This is a genomic window from Streptomyces sp. NPDC023541 (assembly GCF_055559995.1).
The window spans coordinates 36,653-55,817 of the sequence record NZ_JBVHJO010000027.1 but is presented as its reverse complement, the minus strand read 5'-3'; the positions used below and the strand labels follow the sequence as shown (position 1 = coordinate 55,817).

Genomic DNA, 19,165 nt, shown 5'->3' with positions numbered 1-19,165 from the left:
TCGGCGCCCGCGGGCATGTCGCGGTGGTACCCGGTGGTCGCGCCTCGTCCTGCGGGGACACTCCGCCGTGTCCCCGCCCCACGGCAGGGCTCCGAGAGTGCCCCGGAGACGCCCGGGCCGACTGGGCGGGTCCCGGAGCGGGACCCGACGCGTGGGGAGCGGGGACGGGGAGGGGTGTCCCCGCAGGACGAGCGCGCAACCACCGGGTACTGCCGCGATGGCTCGCAGGCGCCGAGCCGAGGAGACACCCCTGCCCGGCCCCGCGAACCGGCCCGCGCCGCGCCCGTATCCCGACCCGCGAACCGGCCCGCAGGACGATCCGAACCCGCCCGCTCCGCCGCGGGAAGGGCCCCGCGAACCGGCCCGCACCGCGCCCGTATCCCGACCCGCGAACCGGCCCGCAGGACGATCCGAACCCGCCCGCTCCGCCGCGGGAAGGGCCCCGCGGACCCGCCCCCACCGCACCCGGATCCCGACCCGCGGAAAACGGTCCGGACCCGCCCGCCCCGCCGCGGGAAGGGCACGCAGCCACACCCAGCCCCGCCGGCGATTGAGGCGCGGGGTCTGGGGCAGAGCCCCAGCACCACCGGCCCGGTCAGCCGAGCCCAGTGCTACACGTCCAGGTGGCCCGTGTCGTTCCAGCGTTCCAGTGCCGGGGCCCCGTAGGCCCAGCCCAGGACCGACAGGGACGTCGGTTCCAGACGGACGCGGGCGCCGAAGGACGCGTCGAAGCCCAGCCAGCGCGCGGCGAGCGTGCGCAGGATATGGCCGTGGGCGAACACCAGCACGTCCCGCTCCGCCGAGCGCGCCCACGCCACCACCTCGTCGGCGCGTGCCGAGACGTCGGCGACCGACTCGCCGCCCGGGACGCCGTCGCGCCAGATCAGCCAGCCCGGCCGGACCGCCTGGATCTCGGCGGGGGTCATGCCCTCGTAGTCGCCGTAGTCCCATTCCATCAGGGAGTCCCACGGCTCCGCCCGCACCCCGAAGCCCGCCAGCTCGCAGCTCTCGCTCGCGCGGACCAGCGGGCTGGTGCGCACCTCAAGGCCCGGCAGGCCCTTCCAGGGGTCGCGGGCGAGGCGTTCGCCGAGCAGTTTCGCCCCCTGCTTGCCCTCCTCCAGCAGCGGCACGTCCGTGCGTCCGGTGTGCTTGCCGAGCTGGGACCACGCCGTCTGGCCGTGACGGGCCAGCAGGATGCGGGGGGCCATGCGAATCTCCCGATCGGTGCAAGGTTGTACGTTTTTACGATGTTTTCCTCGTGCGTCCATCATCCATCACGCCCCCCGCCGACTCTCTCACCGGCCCGTTTCCGCGCTCCGCACACGATTGTCAGTGGCGGATGGGACACTTCCGCGGGTGAGCTCTTACCCGCCCAGCAGCCCCACGCAGCCCACCACGCTGCGTCAGCGGCTCGCCGGCCTGCGAGGCCCCGCCGTGCAGCCCCGACCGCTCGACGCCCGGGCGCTGGCGGCCCTCGCCGCCAACCCCGGGTGCGGTAGACGCGCACTGCTCGACGGCGCCGGTGTGGACAAGAACGCCCTCGCCACGGCCCTCGGGTCGCCGGCCGCCTTCGGGCAGTCGCAGTTCGCCATCGTCCGCGGGAACTCCTTCGAGGCGAAGGTCAAGGGCGACGGCGGAGCCGAGCTGCTGCGGCTGGTCCACGGGCACCTCGATCCGGCCGCCGAGCCGCCGGGGCCCGGCGCCCGCGTCCCCGATCTCACGGCGGCCGGGCCCGAGGGCCGCGCCGCCCGGACCGCGCTCGCCCTGCGCGAGGCGACCGCGGCGAAGGACTGGACCCTGCTGGACCACCCGATGCTGGCCCTGGAGGTGGCCGGTTCGCCGGCCTATCTGGAGCCGGACGCCGTCGTCGTGCACCCCGACGGCCGCTGGACCGTGGTGGAGATCAAGTCGTTCCCCATGATCGACGCGGCCGCGGACGCCGCGAAGGTGGGCGCGGCGGCCCGCCAGGCCGCCGTCTACGTCCTGGCCCTGGAGCGGACCGCCGAGAAGCTGGCCGGCGCCGAGGTCGGGCACACCGTGCTGCTGGTGTGCCCCAAGGACTTCTCCAACCTGCCCACCGCCGCCCCCGTCGACATCCGCCGCGAGCGCGCGGTGACCCGGCGCCAGCTGGAGCGGCTGACCCGGGTCGAGGAGCTGGCCGCCGCGCTGCCCGAGGGGCTGACCTTCGACCCGGAGCGGACCGCCGAGGAGCTGGCCGAGGCCGTGTCGGCGGTGGACGCCGCCTACGCCCCCGAGTGCCTGGCCGCCTGCGAGCTGGCCTTCCACTGCCGGGAGCGGGCCCGCGCCGCCGACGAGGTGACGGCGCTGGGCCGTTCCGTACGGGGTGAGCTGGGCGCGCTGACCACCGTCGAGGAGGCCCTCGCGGCGGCTTCGGGGGCCGGCTGTGCCGAGGACCCCACGGCCGCCGCCCTGCGCCGCGCGGCCCGGTTGCGCGCCGAGGCGCTGGAACTCGCCGCCGCCCGTCCACGTCGCCACGTCCCGGAGTCCCCCGAATGCCCCTGCTGAGCACCCTGGCCCGGCTGGAGGCCGTCCGCGCGGGCCGCGCCCAGCCGCTCGCGACGGTGCGCCACCGCCATCTGAGCGACAACCCGATGGTCTTCGTACCGCTGACCACGGCCGGTGAGGCCGGCGCCCCGCTGGGAGCGATGGTCGGCACCGACCGGAACGAGCCGCGGGTCTTCGTGATACCCCAGCCCCGCGACCGGGACCTTCGGTGGGCGTTCCTCGCGGACCTCGCGGTCCACGTGCTGGCCCACATCGACGCCTACGCCGATGCCGTGGAGCCGGCCGAGCGCAGCGAGACCGACCCGGAGACGGGCAAGCGGGTCAAGGTCGAGACCGAGCTGTGCGTGGACGCCCCGCAGTTGATCGTGCCGAGCCGGGCGGGCATCGAGTACGTGCGGCTGCTGGGGCGGTCGATGAGGTTCCGGCGCACCGCGGAGGAGGATCCGGACAATCCCTATCCGGCACCGTCGCGGGTGCCGCTGCTGGGCCGCTGGTTCACGCACCTCGGCGAGCGGGCGCGGGTGCCCGGTTCCTCGATGCTGCTGTCGGCGACGGACCTGCTGTCGCGGCACTGGGCGACCGGCCAGAGCAACCTGGAGGACCAGCACCTGGGCGCGCTCCTGGCCTGGATCGCGCCGTCCGGCGGCGGGTCGGGGGCCGAGGCGGCCCTGCGTGCGGAGCTGGGCCGCGACGAGCACGGCCAGTTGCTGTGCCCGCCGGCCGGTCCGGCCACCGACCCGGCCTTCGACAACAAGCTGCTGGCTCCCGCGATCGCCCGCTACGACGCGGCGCGCGCGGCCCTGGCGGCCGGGCCCGGGGACGACGACCGCGAGGTCCGCACCGCGGAGCGGGTCGTGCGCCGGCTGGTGGTGGACCAGATGTCGAGCACCTGGTGGGCCACCTGGGAGGCGATCGATCTGGTCCGCGCGCTGCCGGCGGGCGAGCGGGCGGAGGAGCGATGGACGCGCGACCGCTGGTCGTACACCGGGCACCGGGACCGCGTACGGGCGGGCGAGCCGCCGCAGCCGCGCCGTGACGACGCGGTGACGGCGGCGCAGAAGCTGGCCACGCGGGAGACCGAGCAGGTGCGCCTCGACGCGCAGGAGGCGCTGGACGACCCCCTGGTCATGGCGGGCCGGCGGCTGGCGGGCGAGGCCTTCGCCGGCGAGGTCACCGAGGTGGTGATGGAGTGGACGGAGTCGAAGCGGCCCAGTCCGCGGCCGCTGGTGACGGTGTCCACGGAGGACCGGCCGCAGCTCGCGGACGGCAGTGGCGCGAAGGTGTACCGCTCACTGGACGGGCGGCCGCAGAGCGCGCAGTTCGTCCGCTGCGAGGAGGAGGGTCAGGTGGTGCTGCGGCTCCTCGACAAGATGGGGCGCGGCCGGGAGCCGGAGCCGGGTTCCGTGCCGGAGAAGGGCGACCGCGTGTGCTGGACGCTCTTCGAGCACGACGCGCGCGGCGGTCCGAAGCTCCCGGACCCGGAGCGGACGCCGTGGACCCATGGCGGCCCGCCGGGGTCCGGGGCCGCCGTCCACCTTCCCGACGCCGTCACCGACGAGGACATCCTGTGACCGCTGTGCCCGCACCGGCCGCCTTCGACCCGGGTGCCGCGGCCGCCCGGGCGACCGCGGCGATCCTGCACGACACCCTGCACGGGACGGAGCGGGGCGTCGTCGTCGACTCCCCGCCGGGGGCCGGCAAGTCCACGCTCGTCGTCCGCGCGTCGCGGGAGCTGGCCGCGGCGGGGCGCCGGCTGATGGTGGTGGCGCAGACGAACGCGCAGGTCGACGACCTGGTGCTGCGTCTGGCCGACAAGGACCCGGAGCTGAAGGTCGGCCGGCTGCACAGCAGCGACGGGGACGCCTACGACCCGGCGCTGCGGGAACTGCCGTCGGTGACCCTGTCGGCGAAGCCGGGGGACCTCGCGGAACTCCCGATCACGGTCTCCACGGCGGCGAAGTGGGCGTTCGTGAAGGACGTCGAGCCGTGGCAGCACGCGATCGTCGACGAGGCGTACCAGATGCGCTCCGACGCGCTGCTGGCCGTGGCCGGGCTGTTCGAGCGGGCGCTGTTCGTGGGCGACCCGGGGCAGCTGGACCCTTTCAGCGTGGTCGGGGCGGAGCAATGGGCGGGGCTGTCCTACGACCCTTCGGCGTCGGCGGTGAGCACGCTGCTGGCACACAATCCGCAGCTGCCGCAGCACCGGTTGCCGGTGTCGTGGCGGCTCCCGGCGACGGCGGCGCCGCTGGTGTCCCGCGCGTTCTACCCGTACACGCAGTTCCGCAGCGGTACGGGCCCGGGCGAGCGGAAGCTGTCGTACGGGGTGGCCTCGGACGGGTCTGGCCCGGACCGGGTGCTGGACGAGGCCGCCGAGGCGGGCTGGGGCCTGCTGGAGCTGCCGGCGCGGCACACGCCGCGCACCGACCCGGAGGCGGTGGGTGCGGTGGCCCTGGTGGTGCGCCGGGCCCTGGACCGGGGCGCGGTGACGTCCGACGAGCAGTCCCCGGGGCCGGCTCCGCTGACGCCGGACCGGATCGCCGTCGGCACGGCCCACCGGGACCAGGCGGCCGCGGTCCGCGCGGCGCTGGCCTCGCTGGGGGTCTCCGGGGTCACGGTGGACACGGCGAACCGGCTGCAGGGCCGCGAGTACGACCTGACGGTGGTCCTGCACCCGCTGTCGGGACGGCCGGACGCGACGGCCTTCCACCTGGAGACGGGCCGGCTGTGCGTGCTGGCGTCGCGGCACCGGCACGCGTGCGTGGTGGTGGCCCGGGCGGGCATAGCGGAGCTGCTGGACGACCATCCGTCGACGGAGCCGGTGCAGCTGGGCGTGACGGTGAAGTTCCCGGACGGCTGGGAGGCGAACCACTCGGTCCTGGCGCACCTGGCGGAGCACCGGGTGTCCTGGCGGCCTTAGAGCGTGTCCGCGCAGTCCCGCTTGCCCCGCGGCGCGGTGTCGGGCGCGCCCGGGTAGTCCGGGATCCGGGCGGCCCTCCGCCTTGCGGGGCTTCCCCTCGGCCCTGCGGGCCTGGGGAGAGCGGGTTCGCGGGCGCCGGTCAGTCCCTGCCCTTGCGGGCGGCGCCGAACCGGTGGCGGAGCACTTCGCCCACCTCGGCCAGGGCCTGGAGCTGCGCGGGGGTCAGGATGTCGATCAGGTGGCGGCGGACCGATTCCACATGGAGCGGAGCGGCGTCCGTGATCGCGGCCACCCCGGTCTCGGTGAGGACCACCTCGGCGCCCCGGCCGTCGGTGGCGACTTCCTCGCGGCGGACGATCCCGCGCTGTTCCATGCGCGTGAGCTGGTGGGACAGCCGGCTGCGCGACCAGCGCATCAGCTCGGCCAGTGCGCTGATGCGCATGCGGTGGCCTTCCGTGGAGCCGAGCACGGACAGGACGTCGTAGTCGGCTTCGGAGAGCCCGCTGTCCTGGCTCAGGTCGCGTGCGATCTCCGCGTTGACCAGTGGGAACATCCGCCGCCACGCGTACCAGGCGTCCTGCTCGGCCTCGGTGAGCCAGCGGGGCTCGGATGCGGGGGTCATGCCTTCCACTTTAGCCAGGTCGGTGACACATCATCTACCTGGTTGACACGTCACTCACACAACGCTTTCATTAGGTGACACATCAACAACCGCACCGATCGGGAGAGCCCACTCCATGACCCGCCTGCACGTCGTCTCCGCCGCCACCCGCCCCACCTCCTCCGGCCGCCCGCTCGCCCAGTGGGTCACCGCCCAGGCCCGCGCGCACGGCGGCTTCGACGTCACCCCCGTCGACCTCGCCGAGATCGCACTGCCCTTCCTGGACGAGCCCGAGTACGCCTCCACCGGGAACTACGCCCACCAGCACACCCGCGACTGGAGCGCGCTGGTCGACTCCGCCGACGCCTTCCTCTTCGTCCTGCCGATGTACAACGGCGGCTTCACCGCGCCCTTCAAGAACGCCATCGACTTCCTCTACAACGAGTGGAAGGGCAAGCCGGTCGGCATCGTCAGCTACAGCGCCGGCCCCACCGGCGGCGCCCCGGCCGCCGAGATGCTGCTGCCGGTCCTGACCCGCCTCGGCATGCTGCCCGCCGAGCACTCCGTCGCGGTCCCGGGCATCCCGAAGCTGATCGGGGCCGAGGGCTTCGAGGCCCCCGGGGCGCTCGCGGGCGAGCTGGCCGCCGTCCTGGCCGACGTGGCCGAGCTGGCGGCGAAGCGCGCGGCGGAGCTCGACGCGGAGGCCGTCACCGCCTGAGCGGGCTCCCGGCCAGAGGGGCGCACGCGGGTGCGGTTGACGGCCGGTCAGCACGATGCGGGGCGGATACCGGCGGTCGGTCGATCGCCCGAGCGACTCCCCCGTCACGGAGGTCCCCGGGCTGCTCGTGCGCCTCACCGGCCGTACAGGTGTTCCAACCCGTCGGGGCGCGCTCTTGCGGGGCGTTGGACAATGGACGGTGGCCCGGAAGGTTTTCGCACGCGCAGCAGGAGGACAGGGATGGCAGAGCCCGAGCGGACCGAGCGGCGGCTGCGGCCGGCGCCGCTGCTCTTCGAGCCCTCGGAGGCCGCGGCGGACCCGGAGCACTTCTTCGACCTGGAGTCGATCGAGGACCCGCAGGAGCTGCTGGCCCGTGCGACCGAACTGACCCTGGCCTTCCGGGCGGCGCAGGAGCGGGCGGTGGAGTTCCAGGCCCTGGCCGCGGCCCAGCTGGCGGATCCGCGGCGCTTCGACCGGCTCACCCCCGCGTCCATCGCCGAACAGGCGGAGTGGACCGAGGACTACGCCCGCAAGATGATCGAATTCGGCGAGACCCTCCAGCGCGGGCGCGCCGACCTCACGTAGGCGGTGGGGCGGGGCCGGGGATCATCGCGGTGCGTCATATGCGGGGGGCACCATACTCCAGGCCCGGCCTCCCTGTCCCGATTTCGGTGACTCCGTGAGATCCGGCCGCTACGGCGGGTAGACCTTGGCATATGACGACGCTGACGACGGCCCACGGATGCACCGCCCTCCATGCCCGCGGCGAGCGCACGCGCACCGCGCCCGCCACGCACGTCACCCCGCAGGGCGCCGCCTGGCTCGCCTCGGCCTCCGCGCACCCCCGCCGCACCCTCGCGCTGTGGGAGGCCCGCCCCGGCCTCCCGGCGACGCTGCCCTGCGGCAGCGCCTTCGACGTCGTCAACGTCCCGCTCGTCCTCGGGCGCCGGGTCCTGGACCTGTTGTGGGCCGAGGGCCCCGGGTCCGGCCCGGTCGCCGTGCACCGCGGCCGGATGCTGCTCTTCGCCGCCCCGGGCACCGCGCACCGGCTGCCCGTACTGCTGGCATGGGAGGAATGGGGGGCCTCCCGGCCCGCCCCGGCGCCCCTGTGCCACGGCCGCGGCGACGCCGTCACCGTGCCTCCGCTCGCCGCCGGCCCGGGCCCGTCGCGGTGGCTGGTGGCCCCCGACGCCCGGGAGCCCTGGCTCCCGGGGCCGGACGCCCTGCTCTGGGCCTTCGTGCGGGCGGCCCGGACCGCCGCACCGACGGGACCTGGGGATATCGATTTTTCGTTCCGCGGATCCTCCTGCTAATGTCTTCCTCGTCAGCAAGCGCCGCTAGCTCAGTTGGTTAGAGCAGCTGACTCTTAATCAGCGGGTCCGGGGTTCGAGTCCCTGGCGGCGCACAGACGGAGGAAGGCCCCCCACGCGAGTGGGGGGCCTTCTTCGTGTCACCGTCAGTGTCACCGTCACGGCATCATGCCGTCATCCGTCACGTCGTGATCTTGACCGTGTACGCGCCGGACCTGGTGCGGTCGGCCACCTCGATGGTGATCCGCTCCCCGGGCACCGTGTACGTCTCGCCCACCTCCAGCGGCGCGTCCGCCAGCGGCGGGTACACCGAGCGGTCCCAGCAGGCTTCCGTCGCCGGGTGCGCGTCCAGCACCTCGATGGGGCCGCCGCCGGACGCCGCCTCGTTGCGCACCCGGTAGACGAGGACCCCTTCGGTGCAGGTGTCGCCGTCGTTGCCGGACGATCCCCGCGCCTCGACGGCGATCGCGCTGCCGGGCCCCGTACGGACGACCGCGAGCCGGGTGCCGCCCGTGCCGCCGCTCGGCGGGGCCTGCCCCAGCGGCTGCAGGGTGTGCAGCGACGAGCCCGACTGCACGCAGTCCACCTGGGAGGGGTCCAGCCAGCCCAGCTTCCACTTGTGCCAGGCGAAGAGGTCGGGGGACATGCCGAACTGGCTGCCCATGACGTCCCAGTCGCCGACGTAGGTGTCCCAGTCGCCCTTGCCGTCGGTGGGCCGGTGGTAGAGGTCCGGCAGGTCGAAGACGTGTCCGGTCTCGTGGGCCAGCACGTTGCGGTCCGGCGGGTGGCGCTCGAAGACGGTGACGATCCGCCGCAGTTCCGCGCCGTCCGCGACGATCGGGCGGTCGAAGTTCACGACCTTGGTGGCGTCCGAGTCCACCCCGGGCGCGTCCGGGTCGGCGACGAAGTAGACGACGTCGTACTTGCCGAAGTCCACCCGGGCGTCGGTGGCGGCGACGGCGTCGCGCAGGTAGGCGGCCCGGTCGCCGGGGGCCCAGTCACGCCTTATCCCGTACGCGGTGGACGGCTTGGGCATCCGGATCCACTGCTTCTGCGGGTGCGGGGCCAGGCGGAACCGCCCGTACGAGGCCTGCTCGAAGAAGTCGCTGGTGGCGGGGAAGTAGTCGCGGGTGAGCAGCTCGGGCGTCACGGTGCTCCGGTGGTCGGGGAAGGAGAGGAAGACCATGACCGCGTCGAGCGTGCGTTCGGGCTTGGGGTAGGCCCCGTTCCAGGTGTCCAGCCCCAGGGAGTGGTGCGCCCCCGTACGGGTCAGCGCGCAGGGCCCGGCGCCGGGATCGGCCACCGCGGGACCCGCGACGAGCGACATGGCGGCGAGCGCCATCAGGGAAGTGAGCGCCGCGGCGGTACTTCGGACGCGAGAGCGGTCCACTCCCCCGGGTGTCTGCTGTCGCGTCACATCGACCTCCGGTGGTGGATTCGTACCTGTTTAGCCACCTTGAGGCGATTGTCTTACTAATGCCCTGTTCCGCTGCCCCACACGAGTGAGCGATGCGGCAAGACGGTGACCCCCGGACTTCACGCGGGTGCCTACAGAACGTCACGACCGATCACCCGGGATCAGCAGGAGCCTTCTCCCGCTCACAGCTGCGCAGAAACGATCAAGCGATCTTGGTCCGACGATCCGTCATCACGCCGAACTCCCGCGTCTCAACCGGTGACGCCGCTGGATAGGGCCTCCCGGCAGCCTCTATGATCGGCACACTTTCCTGCACGGACACTCACGAACACTGCGGGGCCAACGGTGAGCGGAACCTCAGAAGGAACCGGTTCGGCGGCCGACAGCATCCGATCGGCCATTACGGAGCGTCACCCGTCAGTGCCGGCAGTGCCGTCGGCATCCCATCGCGCCGATTCCGATCTGCGCGACTACCGGGCCGCGTTCAACGCGGCCCACCTCGCCATGGCGGTCGTGGACCGCGAGGGCTACGTCGTGACCGCCAACCAGGCCTTCGCCGGCCTGCTCGGCAGCGAGCCGCACGCGCTCGTCCACCGCTGCGCCGCCGACCTGGTGGACCTGGCAGCGGAGGCCCGCACGTGGGCCGCGTACCAGGAGGTCCTGCGCGGCCGTCAGGCCCGGCTGCGCTGCACCCGCCGGCTCAAGCACCCCGACGGGCATTCGCTGTGGACCGAGGTCACGCTGGGGCCGGTGCCGGGCACCGGGAACGTCCTGCTGTCCGTCTCCGACATCAGCGACCGGCGCGACCTCCAGGCGCGGCTGCGCCACCTCCAGATGCACGACCCGGTCACGCGGCTGCCCAACCGGGCGCTGTTCTTCGAGCGGCTCTCCGCCGCCTTGGAGGCGTCCTCCTACGACCACGGGGGCGGTACCGGGCGGATCGGCCTGTGCTACCTGGACCTCGACGGCTTCAAGGCCGTCAACGACACCCTCGGCCACCGCGTCGGCGACCGGCTGCTGACGGCCGTCGCCGCCCGGCTGACCCAGTGCGCCGACCAGTCCGGCTACGGGCGCACGGGCGGGCACCTGGTCGCACGGCTCGGCGGCGACGAGTTCGCCCTGCTCGTGGAGGACTCCACCGGCACCGAGCAGTTGGCGGACCTGGCGCGCAGCGTACTGACCGCCGTACAGGAGCCGTTCGACCTGGCCGGGCAGCGGCTGTCGGTCTCCGCGTCCATCGGCGTGGTGGAACGGGCCACGGACGGCACCTCGGCGACCGGCCTGATGCAGGCCGCCGACACGACGCTGTACTGGGCCAAGGCGGACGGCAAGGCCCGCTGGACCCTCTTCGACCCGGAGCGCAACGCGCACCGCATGACCCGACAGGCACTGTCCTCGACCCTGCGGCCGGCCGTGGAGCGGGGCGAGTTCGCGCTGGAGTACCAGCCGCTGGTGGACCTGGAGAGCGGCGCGCTGCGCGGGGTCGAGGCCCTGGTGCGCTGGAACCACCCGCAGTTCGGCACGCTCACGCCGAATCGGTTCATCGGTATCGCCGAGGAGGACGGGTCCATCGTCCAGCTGGGGCAGTGGGTGCTGCGCACCGCGTGCCGGCAGGCACGCCGCTGGCAGATCGAACAGCCCAGCGACATGCCGGTCTTCGTGTCCGTCAACGTCGCCGTGCGGCAGGTGTGGGACTCGGACCTGGTGGGCGACGTCGCGGAGATCCTCGCGGAGACGGGCCTGGCGCCGCAGCTGCTCCAGCTGGAGCTGACCGAGTCGGCAGTGATGGGTTCGGCCGGGAGGCCGCTCCAGGCCCTCCAGGCGCTGAGCGACATGGGCGTCCGCATCGCCATCGACGACTTCGGCACCGGCTACTCGAACCTGGCCTACCTGAGCCGGCTGCCGGTCTCGGTGCTGAAGCTGGACGGATCCTTCGTGCGGGGCTTCCGCTACGACGAGGGCGCGCACCCGAACCCGGCCGACGAGACCATCGTCGAAGCCCTGGTCCAGCTCGCGCACCGGCTGGGCCTCACGGTGACCGCGGAATGCGTGGAGACCGCGGGCCAGGCGGCCCGGCTGCGGCGCGTGGGCTGCGACACGGGCCAGGGCTGGCTGTACTCCCGCGCGGTGGCCCCGGACGTGATCGCCCGCATGATCGGCCACCGGGTGGAAGCCGAGGCGACCGCGGCCTCCACGCCCGACGAACCGGCCCCGCACCCCCTGTTCTGACAGGGGGTGCGGGGCGGTGTCCTAGCCGTTGACGGTCTTGTCGTAGCGCAGGGCGACGTAGCCGGAGGCGGCGTGCCCGGCGATGCGTCCGTCGCTGCCTCCGTTGAGGTAGTCCTGGCCGCGCATCATGTCGTCGTTGGGGTTGGACTCGTGGATGTACGAGAACTTCCCGGCACCCTTGTCGACCCACTTCTCGAAGAGCACCACGTGCCCGTCCGAGGTGTTCAGCGCGTCGCCGGGCTGGAGGTCGGACTTGGAGATGGTGGTGCTGACGCTCGGAAGGCTGGCGGTCGTGTAACTGGCGGAGGCGTGCCAGGCCATGGAGACGAAGCCCGAGCAGTCGGTGCGGTAGGTGTGGTCGCCGTCCGGGTCGGAGGCGTACGCGCTCTGGCTGTAGGGGATGTCGCGGTTCAGCCAGTTCACGGCGCGGCTCATGATCTCGCTGCGGGCGATCTGCCCGCCCTTGGTGGAGGGGGTGGGGGTGGGGGGCGCGGGCTGCTGGTAGGTGCAGTCATTGGCGAAGGCGGAGAGCAGGGTCTGCGTCCAGCCGCTCGCGTCGACCGGGTCGGAGGGGTGGTAGGCGATGTCGTCGCCCTTGCCGTCGGTGGGGTCGGCGTCGTGGTACCAGTACATACCGCCGTTCGTCCGGCCGTAGTAGAGGCCGCCGCCGGGCGAGACCAGGCTGTCGACCGCCGACCACCCGCTGCTCTTGAGGACCGAGCTCTCCCAGTCCCCGACACCGTTGATCTGGTACGAGAGCAGCCTGCCGTCGGCCGTGCTGGCGAGGAGGATGTCGTCGCCGACGGCGGCGAGGGTCTTGAGGACGAAGCCCTCGTCGATGACGACGTGCTTGGCGATGTGGGCGGGACCGCTGGGCTTGGCCTGGGAGACGTTGTACCGGTGGAGCTGGCCTGCGACGGTGCCGTAGAGGTGGCCCGCACCGTCGTAGGTCATCTTGTCGAACGTCCAGCCGCTGTCCCAGATCCTGGTGACTCCGGCCAGGGCCAGGGCGTTGTCGTTGGTCTGGATGTCGACGCGGTACAGCTCGCCGGCCGTCGACGTCACGAGGACGGTGTTGAAGTTGAGGGTGGCCATCGCCTTGGGCGTGAAGCCGAGGTTCGCGCCGATCAGCGTCTTGACGCGGTCTCCGGTGTTGGGGGCTATCGCCGTGTAGGTGAGGCGTCCGTCGGGGAGCGTGCCGTAGACGGACACGTTGCCGCCGCAGATGGCGGCGGCCTGGGCCGGGGCCGAGGTGACGGTGACCAGGCCGAGGGTCGTGGCGCCGACGGCGAGGGTGGCGGCGAGGCGGCGCTTGAGGGACGACGAGATCATGGGTGTCTCCGGATTCGGGCAGCCCTGACGTACGCGCGTCGGGCTGGGGAAGGGGACAGGAGAAGGGAAGACTGCGGTTCAGTACCAGTTGTTGTTCAGGAAGTGGTTCCAGGCCGCGCAGGGCGTGCCGTACCGGCCGTCGATGTAGGACAGGCCCCACTTGATCTGCGTGACTGGGTTGGTGCGCCAGTCGTCGCCGAAGGCGTCCATCTTGGAGCCGGGCAGGGCCTGCGGGATGCCGTAGGCGGTGGAGCTCGGGTTGTCGGCCCAGTAGCGCCAGCCGCTCTCCTTGTCCCACAGCTGTTCCAGGCAGTTCCACTGGGTCGAGCTGTTCCAGGCGCCGCCGTCGTGCTTGTTCATGAGATCGCGCCCGGCCGCCTTCACGGCGGGTATGTCCCTGCCGTCGAGCGGGTCCGCGATGGTGGTGCAGCTGAAGGTCGCCGGCTGCGCCGAGAGCAACTGCTGCGTCCAACCGCCCGCGTTGACGGGGGTGTCGTTGTGGTAGGCGATGTCGGCGCCGGATCCGTCGGCCGGGTTGGCGTCCTTGTACCAGTACATGGCGCCGGTGGCGGCGATGCGGCCGTAGTAGAGGCCGCCGCCGGGTGAGACGACCTGGTCGAAGGCCGACCAGCCCGAGGCCTTGAGGTCGTCCCGGTCCCAGGTGCCGTCACTGTTGACCTTGTACGAGTAGAGGGCGCCGGCCGCGGTGGTGGCGAGCAGGCGGTCGTCCCCGGCGGCCGTGAGGGTCTTCAGGACGAAGCCGGTGCCGATCTCCTTGCGCTGCCCGATGTGCGCCGATCCGGTCGGCTTGGGCTGCGAGACCAGGTACTGGAGCAGGACTCCCCCGGCCGTGCCGTACAGGTGGCCGTGGCCGTCGTAGGTGAGCTTGTCGTGGGTCCAGCCGCTGTCGAAGAGCTTGACGGGCGGACGCTCCAGCACGAGGGAGGTGTTGTTGGTGAGCACGTCGAGGCGGTAGAGCGCGCCGGTCGTCGACGTGACGAGGATCGTGTTGAAGTTCAGGGTGGCCATCGCCTTGGGCTCGAAGCCCAGGTCGGCACCGACCAGCACCTTCTTCAGCTCGCCGGTGGCGGGCGTGATGGTGCTGAAGGTGAGGCGGCCGTCGGGGAGGACCCCGTAGAGGGAGGCGGTCCCGCTGCACGTGGTCGCGGCCTGGGCGACGGGGGCGGCGGCGACGGCCGCAGCGGTCAGGAGTCCGGCTCCGAGGGCGCCGGAAAGGGCGGCGACCGCGGTCTTGCGGGCAGCCCGGCGGAGGGTGGTGGTCACGGTGTTCCTTCGTGAGGGCGTCAGCGACGTGGTTCGGCGGTGCGGTAGCCGTGGGCGCACAGGGGGGCGCGGGCTCCGTCGAGGAGCGCGCGGGCCTGGTCCAGGGCGGCGGCCTCGGAGACGGCACGCAGGAAGAGGTAGAGGTCGACGCCTTGGCCGGCGTCCTTGGCCCGGACGTGTTCGAGGCCGTGCGCGGCCTCGGCGTGGGCCCAGATCAGGTCGGAGAGGAGCGCGAGCACGCCGGGGCGGTCGGGGTCCTGTCGGGGCCCCGACAGGACGGCCCGGACGATGCGCACCTCGGTCAGTCCCAGTTGATGCTGCCGTCGGCGCCCGCGGGGGGCGTGTCCCAGTTGATGCTGGCGCTGATGTGGTGGTCTTCGGCGGGGGCGGGGGCCGTCGCGGTGGTGACAGCGGCGGCGCAGAGGGCGGCGAAGGCGGCGGCGACAGCGGCGAGGCGGGCGGTGCGGGACATGGTTTCCCCCGAGGTCAGGTGCTGGTGGTGGTCCGGGCGGTGCGGTGTGCTGCGCGCTGTACCGGATCGTCCTTGAGGCTCTGGCCCGAGCCGGGGGCTCTTGCCCCCGCCGTTCCGGTGATCACCATGTTGCTGCCCGGGCGGGCGGTGCAGAAGGGTTTCCGCCTGGCACCAAAAGGCCTGGCACCTTGGTGCCAGGCATCGCCTACGATCACGGTGGCGGCAGCCCGCAGGGGCGGCCGAAGTAGCGCTGGGGGGCGTGGACTTGCTGCAGGCATTGGGGCTCGGGGCCGAGGTGGAAGCCGTGTACCGGGGGATGCTGGCCGACCCGTCGGGCGGGGTCGCCGAGCTGGCCGCCCGTCTCGGCCTCACCGAGGCGCAGGTACGCGACGGCTTGGACCGGCTGGTCGACCTGGACCTGCTGAGACCGTCCCGCGACTGTCCGGGCGACCTGAGGGCGGTCCGGCCGGAGCTGGGCCTGGAGCTGCTGCTGCGCCGCCAGGAGGAGGAACTCGCCCGGCAGCAGGAGGAGCTGGCCCGCAGCAAGGCGGCGGCGGCACAGGTCGTCTCCGAGTTCGCGGAGCTGCGCCCGAACACCGAAGTCGACGGCGCGGAACGCCTGGTGGGCATGGACGCCATCCAGAGCCGGCTCGAACAGCTCGCCCACCGGCTGGAGCGCGAGTGCTTGGCGATCCTGCCGGGCGGCGCCCTGTCCGAGGCCAGCCTGGAGTCCTCCCGGCCCCTCGACGAGCGGGCGCTGGGCCGCGGCATCGAGATGCGCTCGGTCTACCAGGACAGCGCCCGCAACGATCCGGCGACCCTGGCCTACGCCCGCTGGCTCACCGAGCAGGGCGGCCAGGTCCGCACGAGCCCGCTGCTGCCGCCGCGCCTGCTGGTCTTCGACCGCACGGTGGCCGTCGTCCCCATCGACCCCGCGAACTCACGCCTGGGCGCCCTGTGCACGAGCGCCCCGGGGATCGTGGCGTCCCTGGTCACCCTGTTCGAGCAGACGTGGCAGGCGGCCGTACCGCTGGGCGCGGACCGGGGCCGTACGGACGGCTCCCGCCCGAGCGCGGCCGAACTGGAACTGCTGAAGCTGCTGGCCTCCGGCATGACCGACGAAGCCGCCGGCAAGCGGCTCGGGGTGTCGCTGCGCACCGTCCGACGGCAGATGTCCGCGCTGATGGAACGCCTCCACGCCACGAGCCGCTTCGAAGCGGGCCTCAAGGCGGCCCAGCAGGGCTGGCTGTGAGTCAGACGCTCCGGACGAAGGCGGCGAAGGCCTCCGCCCCGACGGTGAGGGTGGGCCCGTCGGGATTCTTGGAGTCCCGCACCGCGACCCTGCCGGGCATGTCGTGGCTACCGCTGTACGAAGCCTTGCGCCAGGCGGCGCCGTCGAGGGGGGCGCACTCGACGCACTCTCCGCCGTTGGTGCTGCTGTAGGACGACTTACGCCACTGCACGCCCAGGTTCACACTGGTCCCCATAGCGTTCCTCCATTACGCGTGCGATCAGAAGCGCCGAATCCTCAGGTGAGAGGGCTGCGGCTTGCAATCGAGCGTATCCGAAGGAACGTTCCCTGATCACTCGCGGATTGGCGGTCATCCGGCCCGAGTCGTAGCTCTCGGTGTAGAAGAGATCCGGGTCGTTGTCGAAGCGCAGAAGGGTGAACGAACCTGTCATGGCAGCGTGTTCACCGGCCGTGAAGGGCAGGACCTGGAGCTGGATCCAGGACCGGTCGGTAAACGTCAGCAGGTGCGCCAGTTGCTCCCGCATCACCTCTCGACCGCCGACGTTGCGGTGCAGCAGCGCCTCGTCCAGGACCACCAGCAGTACGGGTGGCACTGCGCGCGCGAGGATGCGCTGCCGATCCATGCGCGCCGCCACGATCTCGTCGACCCGCTCCGGGTACTCCACGCTGAGAAGGGCCTTCGCGTACGCCTCCGTCTGGAGCAGCCCGTAGACCACTTGCGCCTGGAAGGTGGAGATGAACGCGGCCCGCGCCTCCATCTCCGCATACGCCTGGAACCACGTCGGCAGGACGCTGCGCAGGACGAGGCCGACCAGGCGGGAGAAGTGACCGTCCGTACCGAGGGCGGCGTCCAGTCGTTCCGAGAAATCCCTGGTCGGGACGCGGCGGCCGTTTTCGACCATGCCGATCAGCGAGCCGGTGCAGAAGATGATCGCGCCCAGCTCGGCCTGCTTCAGGCCCGCCTCTTCTCTCAGGCGGCGCAGCTCGTAGCTGTAGTAGTCCAGCGGCGAGGCGCTGGGATCGATGTCGCGGGCCAGGACCATGGGACGGCACCCCCGAGCGGGAAACGGGCTTGTGGCCGAGCGTAACGACACCACTGCGGCCCGGTGCCGGAATTCGGCAACCATGTCACACACCTCCGCCCCGCCCCTGGGAGAGGGGACGGGGCGGGGGCGTCGCTCGGCGCGGGGTGGGGGGAGATCAGCAGGCGCCGAGGTCCTTCCAGACACCCCATTCACCGGTGGTGCCCGGCGTCTCGTTCTGCGTCCACCACTGGGCCCGGTACTTGCGGCCGTTGTGGGAGACCTCGTTGCCGGCGGTGTAGACCGTGCCCGCGACGTAGGCCGGGGTCGAGCCGCAGCCCGTGGTGGGCGGCGTCGTGGGAGGCGTCGTCGGCGGGGTGGTCGGCGGCGTCGTGGGAGGCGTGGTCGGCGGGACCGTGGTGCCGCCCAGGGCGTCGGAGATCTGGCCGAGCAGCGTGGCGTTGTTGTCCAGGCCGAGCAGGGAGTACATCATCGCGCCGGCCAGGCCGCGCTGCTTGCCGTAGTCGACCCGGGCCTGGATGGACTTCTGGTTCAGGCCGGTGAAGAACTCGCCGTCCTTGTAGAAGTACGAGGACTTCGACTGGTCGTCCCAGAAGGTGGTCGCCGCGTTGTCGACGATGCCGCCGAGCTCCTTGTAGTGCGCGATGCCCGCCTGCTGGCTGAGCGGTCGCGCGGCGGAGCCGCCGGTCGCGGTCTGGGCGAGGCCGTGGGTGGTGCCGGCCGGGACGCCCTTCCAGCCGCGGTAGTAGAACTCGTAGCCCAGCGTCAGCTTGTTGGCCGGGAAGCCGCCGGTGATGCCGTAGGCCGGATTGCCGTCGATCCAGGAGTCGATGGCGTTGTCGATGCTGTACTTCTCGGTGCCCGGCGCGATCGGGTCGGTCGGGTCGGCCGCGGACGGGTACAGCGGCGACTGGTGGTACGTCGGCCCGTCGCCGTCCCAGGCGCCGTGCATGTCGTACGTCATGATGTTGGCGTAGTCCAAGTACTGGCCGATCTTGTCGGTCTCGATGTACTTGATCTTGTCCTGGCCGGCCGGCAGAGCCGCGGTCAGCATGTACTTCTTGCCGCCGGCGGCCGCGCCCTCGGCGTCGAGCTGCTTGCGGAACTCCTGGAGCAGCAGGGTGAAGTTCTGCTTGTCCTCGGGGCCGTAGTGGTTGCCGAGGTGGCCGCCGGCGGAGCCCGGGTACTCCCAGTCGATGTCGATGCCGTCGAAGATGCCGGCCGCGGTGCCGGGGCCGCCGAAGCCGCCCTCCACCGGGAGGTCGCCCTTGATGTACTGCTTGATGCAGGAGGCGACGAACTTCTTGCGGGAGGCGTCGGTCTTGGCGGCGTCGTGGAAGTACTTGGAGTACGTCCAGCCGCCGAGAGAGATGTTGATCTTCAGGTGGGGGTACTTGGCCTTCAGTTCCTTGAACTGGTTGAAGACGCCCACGATCGGCTGGTTCCACGTGTCGGCGACGCCGTCCACGCTGTCGGCCGCGCTGAAGGACTTCTGGTAGTCGGCGTAGGAGTCGCCCGCGCCGTCACCGGCGTTGGGGTTGTTGTCGTCGCCGGCCGCCTTGTTCGCCTCGAAGCAGGTGAGCTCGGTGGGGTGGATGTTGCCGAACGAGTAGTTGATGACGTCCAGCTTGCCCGCTATGCCCCGGGTGTCGAGGTGCTTGGGATAGAAGGCGTTGCCGTACACGCTCCACTGGTCGTAGTAGGCGATACGGACGCCGCCCGCCGCCGCTCCGGTCGCGGTGTCGGCGGCCTGGGCCGTGCCGAGTCCCGCGAAGGAGGCAAGCGCTCCGGCTGCCAGCGCGGCCGTGGCGGCGGCCGCGACGAGGGGTTTACGGATGGGCATGAACTGCCTCCGGGGGGGTGGGAGGAGAGTGCGGAAGTTCAGGTGGAAGCAGTGATAGCGATCACCGCAACGCCCCGTCAATGGTTCGGACCAAAGAAGGACTAGACCATTCCCGACACATTTCCCCAAGTCAGAGACCTGAGCGCACATCAGAAACCGCCCGCCACCCCGGGTGACGAGCGGTTTAAGGTTCCCTTGAGACACGCTCCCGCAAGGTTTCG

Annotated in this window: 17 protein-coding genes, 1 tRNA gene and 1 pseudogene; 9 read left to right on the top strand and 10 right to left on the bottom strand. The window is 72.2% G+C overall.

What is annotated here, in order from left to right; translation table 11 throughout:
- Positions 1–611: 611 nt before the first annotated feature.
- Positions 612–1,208, bottom strand: coding sequence for a histidine phosphatase family protein (locus ACZ3X1_RS35565; protein WP_467283463.1), 597 nt, complete (start codon positions 1,206–1,208; stop codon positions 612–614).
- A gap of 148 nt (positions 1,209–1,356) precedes the next feature.
- On the opposite strand from ACZ3X1_RS35565, the gene ACZ3X1_RS35560 reads away from it, so the two are divergent.
- The 3 genes from ACZ3X1_RS35560 to ACZ3X1_RS35550 are packed head-to-tail and all read left to right on the top strand — an operon-like array spanning position 1,357 to position 5,443.
- Positions 1,357–2,526 carry a hypothetical protein gene (locus ACZ3X1_RS35560; protein WP_467283462.1) on the top strand — a complete coding sequence of 390 codons (1,170 nt, stop codon included), beginning with the start codon at positions 1,357–1,359 and terminating at the stop codon, positions 2,524–2,526.
- Entirely contained in the window at positions 2,514–4,097 is a 1,584-nt protein-coding gene (locus ACZ3X1_RS35555; protein WP_467283459.1) for a hypothetical protein, read from the top strand. Before ACZ3X1_RS35560 ends, ACZ3X1_RS35555 begins: the two co-directional genes overlap by 13 nt.
- On the top strand, positions 4,094–5,443 hold the full coding sequence (locus tag ACZ3X1_RS35550; protein WP_356813873.1) for an AAA domain-containing protein: 1,350 nt from the start codon (positions 4,094–4,096) through the stop codon (positions 5,441–5,443). Before ACZ3X1_RS35555 ends, ACZ3X1_RS35550 begins: the two co-directional genes overlap by 4 nt.
- A gap of 139 nt (positions 5,444–5,582) precedes the next feature.
- Here the strand turns inward: ACZ3X1_RS35550 and ACZ3X1_RS35545 are convergent, their stop codons facing one another.
- Entirely contained in the window at positions 5,583–6,065 is a 483-nt protein-coding gene (locus tag ACZ3X1_RS35545) for a MarR family winged helix-turn-helix transcriptional regulator (RefSeq protein ID WP_356813874.1), read from the bottom strand.
- Positions 6,066–6,180: 115 nt separating this feature from the next.
- On the opposite strand from ACZ3X1_RS35545, the gene ACZ3X1_RS35540 reads away from it, so the two are divergent.
- The 4 genes and pseudogenes from ACZ3X1_RS35540 (at position 6,181) to ACZ3X1_RS35525 (ending at position 8,167) form a co-directional block, all read left to right on the top strand.
- Positions 6,181–6,762 (top strand): NADPH-dependent FMN reductase, encoded by a 582-nt coding sequence (locus ACZ3X1_RS35540; RefSeq protein WP_467283456.1) that lies wholly within the window; start codon positions 6,181–6,183, stop codon positions 6,760–6,762.
- 240 nt (positions 6,763–7,002) lie between these two features.
- Positions 7,003–7,347 carry a hypothetical protein gene (locus ACZ3X1_RS35535; RefSeq protein WP_467283453.1) on the top strand — a complete coding sequence of 115 codons (345 nt, stop codon included), beginning with the start codon at positions 7,003–7,005 and terminating at the stop codon, positions 7,345–7,347.
- Positions 7,348–7,478: 131 nt separating this feature from the next.
- Positions 7,479–8,103: pseudogene (locus ACZ3X1_RS35530) on the top strand (bifunctional DNA primase/polymerase).
- Positions 8,094–8,167: transfer RNA gene (locus ACZ3X1_RS35525), tRNA-Lys, on the top strand. Before ACZ3X1_RS35530 ends, ACZ3X1_RS35525 begins: the two are co-directional and overlap by 10 nt.
- A gap of 86 nt (positions 8,168–8,253) precedes the next feature.
- Here ACZ3X1_RS35525 and ACZ3X1_RS35520 read toward each other — a convergent pair.
- Positions 8,254–9,489 (bottom strand): M6 family metalloprotease domain-containing protein, encoded by a 1,236-nt coding sequence (locus ACZ3X1_RS35520; RefSeq protein WP_356813878.1) that lies wholly within the window; start codon positions 9,487–9,489, stop codon positions 8,254–8,256.
- A gap of 345 nt (positions 9,490–9,834) precedes the next feature.
- Here ACZ3X1_RS35520 and ACZ3X1_RS35515 point away from each other — a divergent pair, with 345 nt between their 5' ends.
- Positions 9,835–11,718, top strand: coding sequence for a putative bifunctional diguanylate cyclase/phosphodiesterase (locus tag ACZ3X1_RS35515; protein ID WP_467283452.1), 1,884 nt, complete (start codon positions 9,835–9,837; stop codon positions 11,716–11,718).
- 21 nt (positions 11,719–11,739) lie between these two features.
- On the opposite strand, the gene ACZ3X1_RS35510 is transcribed toward ACZ3X1_RS35515, so the two are convergent.
- From ACZ3X1_RS35510 to ACZ3X1_RS35495, 4 genes are all read right to left on the bottom strand, one after another.
- A complete protein-coding gene (locus ACZ3X1_RS35510; RefSeq protein WP_467283450.1) occupies positions 11,740–13,050 on the bottom strand; it encodes a tachylectin-related carbohydrate-binding protein in 1,311 nt (436 codons plus the stop codon).
- A gap of 78 nt (positions 13,051–13,128) precedes the next feature.
- On the bottom strand, positions 13,129–14,334 hold the full coding sequence (locus tag ACZ3X1_RS35505) for an aggregation-promoting factor C-terminal-like domain-containing protein (RefSeq protein ID WP_356813881.1): 1,206 nt from the start codon (positions 14,332–14,334) through the stop codon (positions 13,129–13,131).
- A gap of 20 nt (positions 14,335–14,354) precedes the next feature.
- On the bottom strand, positions 14,355–14,630 hold the full coding sequence (locus ACZ3X1_RS35500) for a hypothetical protein (protein WP_390077014.1): 276 nt from the start codon (positions 14,628–14,630) through the stop codon (positions 14,355–14,357).
- 5 nt (positions 14,631–14,635) lie between these two features.
- A complete protein-coding gene (locus tag ACZ3X1_RS35495) occupies positions 14,636–14,806 on the bottom strand; it encodes a hypothetical protein (RefSeq protein WP_467283449.1) in 171 nt (56 codons plus the stop codon).
- Between the two features lie 265 nt (positions 14,807–15,071).
- Here ACZ3X1_RS35495 and ACZ3X1_RS35490 point away from each other — a divergent pair, with 265 nt between their 5' ends.
- The gene (locus ACZ3X1_RS35490) at positions 15,072–16,058 is read left to right on the top strand and encodes a LuxR C-terminal-related transcriptional regulator (RefSeq protein ID WP_356813909.1); all 987 of its coding nucleotides are present in this window, start codon (positions 15,072–15,074) and stop codon (positions 16,056–16,058) included.
- A gap of 1 nt (position 16,059) precedes the next feature.
- On the opposite strand, the gene ACZ3X1_RS35485 is transcribed toward ACZ3X1_RS35490, so the two are convergent.
- From ACZ3X1_RS35485 to ACZ3X1_RS35475, 3 genes are all read right to left on the bottom strand, one after another.
- Positions 16,060–16,293, bottom strand: coding sequence for a DUF397 domain-containing protein (locus ACZ3X1_RS35485; protein WP_467283447.1), 234 nt, complete (start codon positions 16,291–16,293; stop codon positions 16,060–16,062).
- Positions 16,256–17,101 (bottom strand): helix-turn-helix domain-containing protein, encoded by an 846-nt coding sequence (locus ACZ3X1_RS35480; RefSeq protein ID WP_467283445.1) that lies wholly within the window; start codon positions 17,099–17,101, stop codon positions 16,256–16,258. Before ACZ3X1_RS35480 ends, ACZ3X1_RS35485 begins: the two co-directional genes overlap by 38 nt.
- A 157-nt stretch (positions 17,102–17,258) precedes the next feature.
- Positions 17,259–18,944, bottom strand: a complete 1,686-nt coding sequence (locus tag ACZ3X1_RS35475) for a glycosyl hydrolase family 18 protein (RefSeq protein ID WP_467283443.1) — start codon at positions 18,942–18,944, stop codon at positions 17,259–17,261.
- Positions 18,945–19,165 lie beyond the last annotated feature (221 nt).

Coding starts and splice junctions, on each gene's coding strand:
- ACZ3X1_RS35565 (WP_467283463.1), bottom strand. CDS start 1,208: ATGGCCCCCCGCATCCTGCTGGCCCGTCACGGCCAGACGGCGTGGTCC.
- ACZ3X1_RS35555 (WP_467283459.1), top strand. CDS start 2,514: ATGCCCCTGCTGAGCACCCTGGCCCGGCTGGAGGCCGTCCGCGCGGGC.
- ACZ3X1_RS35545 (WP_356813874.1), bottom strand. CDS start 6,065: ATGACCCCCGCATCCGAGCCCCGCTGGCTCACCGAGGCCGAGCAGGAC.
- ACZ3X1_RS35540 (WP_467283456.1), top strand. CDS start 6,181: ATGACCCGCCTGCACGTCGTCTCCGCCGCCACCCGCCCCACCTCCTCC.
- ACZ3X1_RS35535 (WP_467283453.1), top strand. CDS start 7,003: ATGGCAGAGCCCGAGCGGACCGAGCGGCGGCTGCGGCCGGCGCCGCTG.
- ACZ3X1_RS35510 (WP_467283450.1), bottom strand. CDS start 13,050: ATGATCTCGTCGTCCCTCAAGCGCCGCCTCGCCGCCACCCTCGCCGTC.
- ACZ3X1_RS35495 (WP_467283449.1), bottom strand. CDS start 14,806: ATGTCCCGCACCGCCCGCCTCGCCGCTGTCGCCGCCGCCTTCGCCGCC.
- ACZ3X1_RS35485 (WP_467283447.1), bottom strand. CDS start 16,293: ATGGGGACCAGTGTGAACCTGGGCGTGCAGTGGCGTAAGTCGTCCTAC.
- ACZ3X1_RS35480 (WP_467283445.1), bottom strand. CDS start 17,101: ATGGTCCTGGCCCGCGACATCGATCCCAGCGCCTCGCCGCTGGACTAC.
- ACZ3X1_RS35475 (WP_467283443.1), bottom strand. CDS start 18,944: ATGCCCATCCGTAAACCCCTCGTCGCGGCCGCCGCCACGGCCGCGCTG.